At 39.9% G+C, this 10,889-nt stretch carries 9 protein-coding genes; 7 read left to right on the top strand and 2 right to left on the bottom strand.

Annotation, left to right across the window (positions count from 1 at the left end; translation table 11 throughout):
* Positions 1 to 499: 499 nt before the first annotated feature.
* The 5 genes from AC1M9A_RS08465 to AC1M9A_RS08445 all read left to right on the top strand — a co-directional run bounded on the left by AC1M9A_RS08465 (position 500) and on the right by AC1M9A_RS08445 (position 4,580).
* The gene (locus tag AC1M9A_RS08465) at positions 500 to 1,474 is read left to right on the top strand and encodes an MlaA family lipoprotein (protein ID WP_481610020.1); all 975 of its coding nucleotides are present in this window, start codon (positions 500 to 502) and stop codon (positions 1,472 to 1,474) included.
* Between the two features lie 117 nt (positions 1,475 to 1,591).
* On the top strand, positions 1,592 to 2,560 hold the full coding sequence (gigA, locus tag AC1M9A_RS08460) for an RsbU family protein phosphatase GigA (RefSeq protein ID WP_035268527.1): 969 nt from the start codon (positions 1,592 to 1,594) through the stop codon (positions 2,558 to 2,560).
* Between the two features lie 112 nt (positions 2,561 to 2,672).
* Positions 2,673 to 3,179 (top strand): anti-anti-sigma factor GigB, encoded by a 507-nt coding sequence (gene gigB, locus AC1M9A_RS08455; RefSeq protein WP_035268529.1) that lies wholly within the window; start codon positions 2,673 to 2,675, stop codon positions 3,177 to 3,179.
* Between the two features lie 38 nt (positions 3,180 to 3,217).
* Positions 3,218 to 4,045: a carbon-nitrogen hydrolase family protein gene (locus AC1M9A_RS08450; protein ID WP_481610019.1), complete on the top strand. Its 828-nt coding sequence runs from the start codon at positions 3,218 to 3,220 to the stop codon at positions 4,043 to 4,045.
* Between the two features lie 109 nt (positions 4,046 to 4,154).
* A complete protein-coding gene (locus tag AC1M9A_RS08445) occupies positions 4,155 to 4,580 on the top strand; it encodes an organic hydroperoxide resistance protein (RefSeq protein WP_481608957.1) in 426 nt (141 codons plus the stop codon).
* A gap of 228 nt (positions 4,581 to 4,808) precedes the next feature.
* Here AC1M9A_RS08445 and gspE read toward each other — a convergent pair whose 3' ends face one another.
* Positions 4,809 to 6,296 carry a type II secretion system ATPase GspE gene (gene gspE / locus AC1M9A_RS08440; protein ID WP_481588729.1) on the bottom strand — a complete coding sequence of 496 codons (1,488 nt, stop codon included), beginning with the start codon at positions 6,294 to 6,296 and terminating at the stop codon, positions 4,809 to 4,811.
* A 99-nt stretch (positions 6,297 to 6,395) separates the two neighbouring features.
* Here gspE and AC1M9A_RS08435 point away from each other — a divergent pair, with 99 nt between their 5' ends.
* The gene (locus tag AC1M9A_RS08435) at positions 6,396 to 7,214 is read left to right on the top strand and encodes a hypothetical protein (RefSeq protein ID WP_092768367.1); all 819 of its coding nucleotides are present in this window, start codon (positions 6,396 to 6,398) and stop codon (positions 7,212 to 7,214) included.
* An 11-nt stretch (positions 7,215 to 7,225) separates the two neighbouring features.
* Entirely contained in the window at positions 7,226 to 8,143 is a 918-nt protein-coding gene (locus AC1M9A_RS08430) for a mechanosensitive ion channel family protein (protein WP_481610018.1), read from the top strand.
* Between the two features lie 29 nt (positions 8,144 to 8,172).
* Here AC1M9A_RS08430 and AC1M9A_RS08425 read toward each other — a convergent pair whose 3' ends face one another.
* On the bottom strand, positions 8,173 to 10,884 hold the full coding sequence (locus tag AC1M9A_RS08425; RefSeq protein WP_481610017.1) for a DUF2339 domain-containing protein: 2,712 nt from the start codon (positions 10,882 to 10,884) through the stop codon (positions 8,173 to 8,175).
* Positions 10,885 to 10,889: the final 5 nt, after the last annotated feature.

Here is a 10,889-nt window from a genome sequence, read left to right as displayed (position 1 = left end):
AATTTCTACCAATTATTAATGATAATATATATCGATCAATCAACCAGTAAAAATCCACACAAGTTGTTCTTCATAATCTCTTAATGATCTTCTTAATGCTTCGTCAGCATCAAGCTAGGTCGGCTATATTACCCTTTCTTTTCAGAAAGTCAACTAGCAATGTTAATTTATTTTCTAACTCATTCTCAAAACTTAGATCCAACTTATTCAGCTAAATCCTTGTTTTTCAACAAGTTTTAATCAACATCACCGCCGATGGATGTGCATTCTACAGCATTCCTCCCCCAATGCAACTACTTTTTTTAAAATTTAATTATATTTTCTTAACAAGTGATTATATTTTCTACAAAATCACTCTTTTTTCACGATTAATTCACATTTTTTGTGCAAATATGCTTTAGTAAACTGCTTTCAACTCTCGCTATAATGGCGTTATTCTGTTCGTACTTACTATTTATTTAATAAGACTAATATTCAGCTTTTATTCTAGGATGTTTTTATGCAGTACTCTCAACTTCTTTGGGTCAGTATGTTAAGTATTGGTTTAGCTGCACCCGCTTACGCCAAACAACCTGAGATTGCAGGCAATAAAACTGCTGACGATACTGCACTATCAACATCTGATCAGTTGTCTACCTCAAATGATAATAATCAGCCTTTAAACAACGATATTGCTAAGTCTTCACAACCAGCTTTAGAAAATTCAGTTAACACCAATGGATCCATCAAAGATTTAAAAAATTTAAAAATTGTTAATTTCAAAGTCAATGCAACAGCAGCATTACCTGAAAATGAAAAAGATCCACTTCAACCTTTAAACAGACAAATCTACGCATTTAATGATGTTGTCGATCAAAATGTCTTGCGCCCCATAGCCGTGCAGTACGCTGATAAAGTTCCAGAACAAGTTAGAGATTCAGTACGTGGCTTCCGAGACAATTTGGGTGAGCCATGGAATGCTGTAAATCAGGTTGCTCAAGGTCGCTTTAAACGTGCCGCACAAACGTTTGGTCGTTTTACATTAAATACAATTACAACGCTTGGTTTCGCTGATCCTGCACGTCGCTTATCTCTCCCAATGGAAGATGAGGATTTTGGAACTACTCTAGGCTATTACGGTGTCCCTTCTGGTCCTTACCTCGTTCTTCCTTTTATGGGACCAAGCACCCTCCGTGATACTGTTGGTCGCGTAGTGGATAGTCAGGCACGCCCTCAAAAATATTTACTCGATGGTCATGATCGCATCTATTATAGTGACTGGGCACTTAGCGCATTAGATACACGTGCTCAACTTTTAGAGATTGAACAAGTCTTGCAAGGTGACAAGTATGCAGCAATGCGTGATGCCTACTTACAACGAAAAAACTATGTTATTGCTGAAAAACGCGGTTTAGAAACGGGTTCTGGACTATTTATTGAAGATGATTTTTCAGATGATGAATCCTTCATGGATGAGTCTATGGAATCCGAATAGAAACCATATGCAAGTTAAAGTCTAAATCTTCTGTTTTTAGACTTTAACTTGGCGTTCGATATAAGTTCGTCTAAGATAGTTTTATAAATAAAGCATTTAGGATTGATTCTTTCATCTATGTATTTCATTCAACCCACTCGTGACATCCATCTTCTAGATAGCGTTCTAGAGGCTCTGCCGAGTTTACAAATGATTCATATAGATGATCTTCATCTTTACGATTCAACCATCATTGCCATTAGTGATGTTAATGATTTTCTGCAATATAAATGGACCCTCCCTACGATCGTGATAGGTCATGCAGATGAGGGACTTCAACTCTCGCAAGCATGGGAACTTGGTGCACTCGCTGGCTGGATTTGGGATCGTCTTCCAAAAGACCTCGCAAAATCGATTGCTAAAATTGAAGCAAAATACAAACGTAATCAGGACAGCCGCGACCTGCCCTCCGCAGCCGAATTACAAAAAAAACTATTACCCAACCCAATCGACCTACTTAATTATAAAGTTGAGACTTTATTTCAACCGTCAGCTTACTTATCTGGTGATTGGTATGATTATTGGAAACTCAGTGATCGTGAAATCTTATTTTATCTCGCTGATGTTTCTGGACATGGTGTAACAAGCTCACTTCTTACCTCTTGGATGGCTGCATTTCACGGTAGATCGAAAACCCCACGAGAACTCCTCAAAAAACTTAATGGCATGCTTTTACAAGAGAACATCGAAAAGCATATTACAATGATTGCAGGCACATTGAATCTAGAGACCCACCAGCTTAAGTGGTCAAGCGCAGGGCATTACCCTCCAGCAATTATCTTTGAACCTAATCAGGATGCTCGCATCCTCAACACCAGCAGCTTTCCCTTAGGTCTTACTGAAGATCTCGAAATTGAAGAGTTTGAATGTACGTTGAATCGTGGAGCTCGTTTTATTATTTGCTCAGATGGTGCACTTGAACCTTTTGATGGTGGATTGAATGAACAATTCACACAATTGGTCTATCACTTGCAAAATCAATCATTCGAAGTTCCTGAACATGTTGCAGATGATATTGCAATACTCAGCTTCCAACGTCTAAATTAAGTTAATAATCAATAGTGTAGCTGTTTATAAATCGATCTACGACTGAAGACTACTTGAGTATCGACTTGCGCTATGTGATAATTTTAGCATCCTTTCTGCAAATGGCATTTATATGTCAACAGGTCATGTTGAATATGCAAGCTTGGATGGTACGCACATTTTCAAACTCATTGGAGAAGTGCGCGCTCAATCTTGTATAAGCCTTGATAAATTATTATCTCGGATTGAACAACAACAAAACGTCGTAGGCGCAATTGTTGATTTAACCCAAACTACATTCATAGACAGTACTGTGCTTGGAATCCTCGCAAAACTTGGATTAAAGCTCAAACAAGTGCATCAAGTTCAAGCTGTTATGTTATCTACTAACCCAGATATCACTACACTTGCGAACAGTATGGGTCTTGGTCAGGTTTTCGTAATTTTAAACTATTGCGGAGATCCGAATGTGTGCACGCGCGCTTTATTGGACGAACACATCACACATAATGCAATGCTTTCAACTGTATTAGATGCTCATCGTACATTAATGAAATTAAATGCTGATAACCAAAATATGTTCGAACCTTTGGTTAAACAATTAGAACAACAACAAGATACCATCGATCACAGCATCTGATATTCTCTTAAGCATACTGAGCGCTTAAGGAGAACCTCATGACAACCTTACTTTCTGTCACCCAAATGAACTCCCAAAATGATATTGAAAATAACTTTCAAGTCATTGAATCATTGTTAGCAAAAAGTAAGAATCAAGGGGCCTCCTTGATCGTTTTCCCGGAGAATTTCGTTTGTTTTGCGGCAGGCAAACAGCGTGAGACTGCTGAACGATTTGAAGAAATACAATCTCGTTTAGAACAACTTGCTCATCAATATCAAATGTGGATTGTTGCTGGGACACTCCCCTGTCCTTTTCGCCCAGACGGCACCGTTGTGCCAGATGGTCGTGTCAGAACAACCAGTCTTTGTATTAGCCCTGAAAAGACAGAAGCACGTTATGACAAGATTCATTTATTCGATGTTCAAGTCGGTGATGCGGTAGGTGGATATCAAGAATCTAAGTTTTTTGAACCAGGTGATCAAACCGTCATTGCTAAAACTCCATTTGGCAATATTGGTTTAATGGTCTGCTATGACCTTCGTTTTCCTGAACTTGCTTTAAAGCTGCGCGCACAAGGCGCAAATATTTTAACAGCACCTTCTGCTTTTACTTACACGACAGGTCAAATGCACTGGCAATTACTTTTACAAGCTCGTGCCATGGATAGTCAATGCCAAGTTTTAGGCTCAGCTCAACAAGGGTGGCACGGTGAAAAAAGACAAACCTGGGGTCACTCTGGTGCTGCGAATTCTCGTGGTCAATTGTTAGATATCATCTCTGAAGAAGGTGCTCAAATGATTACAGTTCCGTTTGACATCGATGAACAGAAAAAAATTAGAGAATCGATGCCATTAATTCAGCATCGTAAACTTATTCAGCTTTAACCTGCTCACACATAAAAAATTGAATACCAAGCTTTACAAAATTACCGCTTATCATTCCTTTTAAATCAGAGAGTATAGATATTCACCTATACTCTATCTGGAAGGAATCATGTCATTAGAAAAAGTTGTTTATACCGCACATGCAAAAGCTACTGGTGGGCGTGATGGTCGTGCTACATCATCAGATCAAATTTTAGATGTTCGGCTCGCTGTACCAAAAGAAATGGGTGGTCCCGGTGGTGGAACAAATCCAGAGCAATTATTTGCTGCTGGTTATTCTGCATGTTTCTTAGGTGCGATGAAATTTGTTGCCAACCGCGATAAATTGAAAATCACACCAGATGCTTATATTGAAGGTGAAGTGAGTATTGGTCCTATTCCAACTGGTTTTGGAATAGCAGCCACTTTAAATATTCATCTGGAAGGCTTGGATAAAGAGCAAGCTCAAAAGCTAGTAGATGCTGCTCATATCGTTTGTCCATATTCAAATGCAACACGTGGCAATATTGATGTGACCTTGAATGTGATTTTTTGATCCAGTTGTTTCAATCCTAAAAATCACGCTGATATGCATATTGCATCTCAGCTTTTTTAGCGTTGTAGGTTAAGTTCATGTTAGAACCCATTTAAAATCAGTTGTTTAACCATATAAAAGAAGCCCTTTCATCTCCGATTGGGCTCTTTTGTTGAATCCTCAGCTTTCGGGCTTAATTTCAAATCAGCGCTTCTTCGTTTTATCGAGAATTATTAAATAATCTCTGAATCACTCCGCCGCTTCGTTTGTTACTCGAAGTACTTCCTCTAATGTACTCTTACCTTCAAGCACCTTTCGTAATCCATCATCACGTATCGAACCTGACTGCTGGCGAGCATAGTTTTCAACTTCAAACTCTGCAGCATTCCCGTGAATCAGACGGCGCATTCCATCATCAACAGGGACGATTTCATAAATGGCGGTACGACCACTAAAACCTGTATGCGCACAATGTTCACACCCCTCTGGTTGAGGCAGATTGAGCGCAATACCATCATGGACATTCTTAAAAATTTCTTTTTCAAAGTCATCCGCGGCACGCCAACTATGACAATGCGAACACAAAGTACGAACCAATCGTTGCGCAATCACACCAATTAAAGAACTCGACAGAAGAAATGGCTCAATTCCCATGTCTTTTAAACGCGTCACTGCACCAATCGCAGTATTGGTATGCAACGTCGACAATACCAAGTGACCCGTCAAAGATGCTTGCACAGCAATTTCTGCAGTTTCTAAATCTCGAATTTCCCCCACCATCACCACATCTGGATCTTGACGAAGCATCGCTTTCAACGCACGCGCAAATGTCATATCCACTTTAGTGTTAACCTGAGTTTGTCCAATACCTTCAAGTTGATATTCAATTGGATCTTCCGCGGTCAAAATATTCTTAGATCCGTCATTTAAATCCGAGAGTGCAGCATAAAGTGTCGTCGTTTTACCAGAACCTGTCGGTCCGGTCACGAGAATGATACCGTGAGGACGATGCACTAATTGGGTTAATCGCTCGTAATCATCTTTCATCAGACCCAAATGGGTCATATTTAAACGACCTGCTTGCTTGTCTAAAAGACGCATTACTACGCGCTCACCATGTGAAGAGGGTAAAGTCGAAACACGGACATCCACCTCACGACCTGCCAGTCGTAAAGAGATACGACCATCCTGAGGAATTCGCTTTTCAGCAATATCAAGTTTTGCCATTACTTTAATACGTGAAACTAACAATGGGGCAAGTTCACGACGTGGTTGCACGATTTCTCGAAGTTGCCCATCAACACGTAAACGAACCGATAACTTTTTTTCAAAAGCTTCAATATGTATATCTGATGCACTCACTCGAATGGCTTCGGACAATAATGCGTTAATCAATCTAACAATCGGAGCATCGTCTTCCTGATCCATCAGATCTTCTGCTTCAGGTACTTGATCGGCTAAACTTAACAAGTCAGGATGATCTTCTAAACCAGCAGCCACTTGCTGAGACTCGCCTGTCTCGCCAGCATAACTTGAACTGAGTAACTGACTAAAATCTTGTTCAGTCGCCAATTGATATTGGGCTGTACGCCCCACGTAACGGCGTGCTTCTTGCAAAGCAACCAAAGCAGTATCTTGACGACGGACAATAAAAACTTGATCCCCTTCATAACGCAACAAAACGCCATGCTTTTTTGCAAAACTATACGGTATTTGTATTTGTTTAAGTACTTGCATAAGGGATGATAATCATGATTAAAATTACCTCGAGTGTACTCTAAGCATTTGACAGCGTGAAGACAGTTTTTTAATGAATTTATTTAAGGATATTCCCTATTGTCACTAGATCAGAAACTTGAGCAAAACCCTTCGACTTTAAGATGGTGGGGTGAGCAGCATTTTGAACTCAATCAAGTGCGTGCTTGGCAATTTGGTTCATTGCTCTTTCGACTCACTCGTGGCTTACAAGAATGGCGCATGGAGTACTACCGTCCTCAAATTCAATACGACTACGAACAAAAGTGGCAGGAAATGGATGACCCCCATTTTTCATTTCCTCGTCCAGTACATGTTGAACGTTACATGTTCAGGGAAACTCACCCTAAAATTCAATTGATACCACGTCTTGCAGATCGATCTGTGGTGATCCGTCCTGTAGACCCAATTTACATTCCAGCTGGTCAACGTGGCACGCTTTATATTAGTACCCCTCTGTGGCTTTCAGGTTATGTCGAAAGTCAAAAGACCCCATTATTCGATATACCGGTCATTATGCCTAAAGATACATGGTTCGGTCCTGATCAACGCAGTGGTGAAATGTGTTACGCCACTTCAGTCGATGGTCGCACAGAACTCAAACAACTTCGTCCACGTGCATTTCGTGCGGTCACTCCAATTGACTTTCACAATGTCAGTGGACATCAACTCCGTTTCGATCGAATGAATGTACCTGTTCCTGCCCTGCCTTTGTTTTATAGTGAAAGTACAGAGCGATTATGGACATCACAAATTAAAGTCATTCACGAAGGGATGGATCGACCAGCACGTATTCGTATTGAAAATCGCACCCCACCATTGGCAGGTGATGTAATTTATGTCAATCCAGCACGTGCCCCAGGTAGTACTTTATTTAACATGTTTGATTCATTCTTCTAAGGGGGGGGCATATGGCAGATAGTCTTACCAGCACCATTGCTGATAGCCTCAAAAGTATATTTACCAATATCAATACGGATCGCTTAACTGAAATTATTATTGCGATTGTGCTTTGCTTTATTGGATTCCTTTTTGCTCGAGTCGTTTCCAATACTTTTGTGAGAACGATCGGCGCCAAATTTAATGCTCATCAGCGTTTGGTATGGCGGCGCGGTATTTTTTATTTTATTTTCCTCATCTTTGTGATGGCTAGTTTAAAAGAAGCAGGTTTTAAATTAAGTGTATTTCTAGGTGCCGCTGGTATTTTGACCGTAGCGCTGGGTTTTGCATCTCAAACCTCTGCGACGAACTTGATCAGCGGTTTATTCTTGATTGGTGAAGGTTCTTTTGAAATTGGTGACACCATTCAAATTACGTTAATTCGTGGACATACCATCGAAGGTGAAGTGATCTCCATTGATTTACTGTCTGTCAAATTACTGACTCAAGATAATGTCTATGTCCGTTTACCTAATGAGCAATTAATTCGTGCTCCCGTACACAACCTTTCTAAATTCCCGATACGGCGCATCCCCATTACACTTGCAATCAACTTTCATGAAGACATCATTAAAGTACGAGAAGTTTTATTAAAAGTGGCAAACAGCTATCCTTTAGTGTTAGCAGATCCCAAACCTGCTGTAACGGTAACCGCATTCCGTGAATCTTCAATCGAATTGTTATTCGCCATTTGGTGCCAACAGGAAAACTTTTTAAAAGTGCGTGATGAAATGCAAGAGCGGATTCGAAACGGTTTTGTTGATCACCATATTGAAATTCCTGTACCTAAAATGGGTTTTGTTGATCGCCCTCCACAACCCTCGTTAACAGATGAGGAAATAGACCAATACGCCAATGATAAGGAAATCAAAAGAGAGCCTAAATTATAATGAATTAAGGTTAATGCTTGATCTCAGGATCAAGCATTAGTCTCTTCTACTCGATTTTGCTCTGGCGCTGGGGCGATGTACGCAATAATCAGCATCAATCCTCCCGCGCCTAAAAATGATAAAACTCGACTTAGAGTGCCGATATGGGATAAATCTAACAATACCAATTTAAACGTCACGATCGCTAAAATACTTGCACCAAACATCCATACCACTCGATTATGGATGACAGCGGCATATTTCATCACAATGAATGCCATGACCACCCACAATAATGTCAACGCCAATTGCACTGCAGAATCTTGCCAAATGATCCACTGGTTATAAGGTGTAGAAAAATAAAAATGCAAGGCTCTGAGAAGTACATAACTACTTACCCATAGCACAGCGAGTAAGATCAAAAATGCGCCAAGTGTTCGCTCTAGCCCCTTTCTGATTTGACTGCGAAGCACCTGAATAAGCACCCACAAACCAGCCAGACTGACGACATCAATAGGATTTAAGATTGGGATAAAATATTTCCAAAAAGGTTCTACCACCCAAATTTGTGAGCTGACAATCCAGCACAACAATAAAATGAGGCTAGTCTTTGTTAACCAAAGCTTATTCAAGTCTGTTGTTTTAAAAATACTATAGCCATAAAGTATCAACGGTAAAAGGACAGCTCCCATCATAGGTGACATTGAAACTACACCCACGCTGGCACAAGCTAAAGAAGCGAGTCCACCAAAGGCGATCCATTCATTTTCATACTGAGCATTTGAAATTGGTTTTAACCACAGATAGCTCAGGCCCAAACAAGCCAAGATAAACAAGCCTTGCGCACCAAATGACTGCCAGACGATGACTCCTTGAGTGTATTGATCGATCAGCATAATAGCTGCGAACACTACAATAGGAATCAGCCCCAACCATTTTGGTAATAACCATGACCATGAGACTACTTGGCGCGGTTGTAAGACTAAATTAGCAGCAAAATAAATCGCAGTTGTGAATGCAAGTGTGTAGATTAATCTCATCGGTTCACTAAAACTTTCCACACCTTGATAAAGCAGTAAAAGACTCGCAAAAAAAGAAAAAATAGACAGGAAAATTTTATCTGACAGTGTCAGCTGTTTTTGATAACGCATAACAATATTGGAGACCGCAATCGCAAGGATATAACTTAGACCTAGTAACCATGGGATGATATTTGGAATTGATGCTAACTCGATCAAATAGTATAAATACGAAAATAATCCAACTGCTAACAACGCATAACCTAATGTTCGACCTACCCTAAACTCACGATGCAAGCCCCAAATTAAAATAAGAAGTCCTTCAATGATCCACCCGATCACACTCCATACTTGTGGGATCAAGATCGGCGGGATAAAACTTAGAAAAATAAAACCTAACATTAAATAATTTTGTTTAATCGCCGTATCAAATTTCGCGTGCTGCACAACTTTAAAAATCGCAAAGTGAGTCAATGCAAAACCCAAACACAAGGCAATTTGAACCGATGTTTGATCTAAATACATGAGATGTAAAAATGCATATGCGACCAAGGGACTGACATAAATCAATGCGGAGTCAATAATACGCTGACCTAAATGAGCTTGATTTTGATGTGTAGCGAGCTGGTTAAATCTGAAACCCAACCAAATAAATACACTCGCATGTACAATAACTAGACAGGATAAAACGAATCTCTCTGCAACACCGCCATTCAGAAAGCCATAACCACCACCGATAACAACAATGAGCAGCAACGCTATTTGAGTGAGTATTTTCCATGGATGTAATGTACAAATTACACCTACAACACAATTGACCGCTAGATAATAAGACAGTAATTGAGCTGAGGAAAAATCTGCATGAGGTAATGTGAACGGTGCAATATAAGCAACCAAAACTCCCATCAGGGAAAGCTCCACTGACCGCTGTTTTAAAATCAGCATGACCAACGACAGCATGCTCAAGCTGTAAAGCGTAATCGTATTAATGAGATTTAACAGATCATCGTGATAAGCAAATAGAATACTTAATAACAATCCCGCAAAACCCAGTCCTTGTAAAGCAAGACCAAAGCCGCGGTTTTTTTTCTGTATATGATAACCAAAGGCAACACATATGACGGCGATGACAGCAACAGCCAAAAGTTTGATTGAAAGACTTAAGGTCCAATGTTCAACCATATATCTCAATAATAAGACGACCCCAATCACTAGGACGGTAATCGCAACTTTGAGAACAGGATTACCATGAAAGATCCATCGTCTGATTTGCATCCCAAAACCCAAATCATGCTGCTGATTTGTCTGGATTCCCTCTGAATCTTGTAAAATACTTGTGGTGCTGGTCTGATCGTCTCGATCTAGTTTTATTAGCTTTTCCTGCAAAGCACCGATTTGAATTAATCGCCCCTCAAGTTGTCGCAACCAGTTTAGAAAAAAATAAATCCAGAATGTTAAACCTAATCCAACCAACCATGTCCAATCGAACAAACTACCAATTAGTGCAAAAAATGACGAAATATATAAGGGCAATCGTGATGTATTCTGCTTCGAATAATGAGTCTGTTGCTCAATGTTGGTAAGCGGTTTTTCAACATGATGGGCATATTGCATAACACTTATGAGGAATGCAGCAACACATAAAAACGTAATGATCGGCAACTCTAGAACCCAAGCACTGATCGCTACTATGATGAGTAGCATCAACCAAATCATTTTTATTTCACTATGTTGCTTCAGCATACACA

This window comes from Acinetobacter sp. ANC_7634, assembly GCF_056779875.1.
This window is presented reverse-complemented; position numbering and strand designations above follow the sequence as displayed.

Coding starts and splice junctions, on each gene's coding strand:
- gigB (WP_035268529.1), top strand. CDS start 2,673: ATGTCAACAGGTCATGTTGAATATGCAAGCTTGGATGGTACGCACATT.
- AC1M9A_RS08445 (WP_481608957.1), top strand. CDS start 4,155: ATGTCATTAGAAAAAGTTGTTTATACCGCACATGCAAAAGCTACTGGT.
- AC1M9A_RS08450 (WP_481610019.1), top strand. CDS start 3,218: ATGACAACCTTACTTTCTGTCACCCAAATGAACTCCCAAAATGATATT.
- gspE (WP_481588729.1), bottom strand. CDS start 6,296: ATGCAAGTACTTAAACAAATACAAATACCGTATAGTTTTGCAAAAAAG.
- AC1M9A_RS08425 (WP_481610017.1), bottom strand. CDS start 10,884: ATGCTGAAGCAACATAGTGAAATAAAAATGATTTGGTTGATGCTACTC.
- AC1M9A_RS08465 (WP_481610020.1), top strand. CDS start 500: ATGCAGTACTCTCAACTTCTTTGGGTCAGTATGTTAAGTATTGGTTTA.
- gigA (WP_035268527.1), top strand. CDS start 1,592: ATGTATTTCATTCAACCCACTCGTGACATCCATCTTCTAGATAGCGTT.
- AC1M9A_RS08430 (WP_481610018.1), top strand. CDS start 7,226: ATGGCAGATAGTCTTACCAGCACCATTGCTGATAGCCTCAAAAGTATA.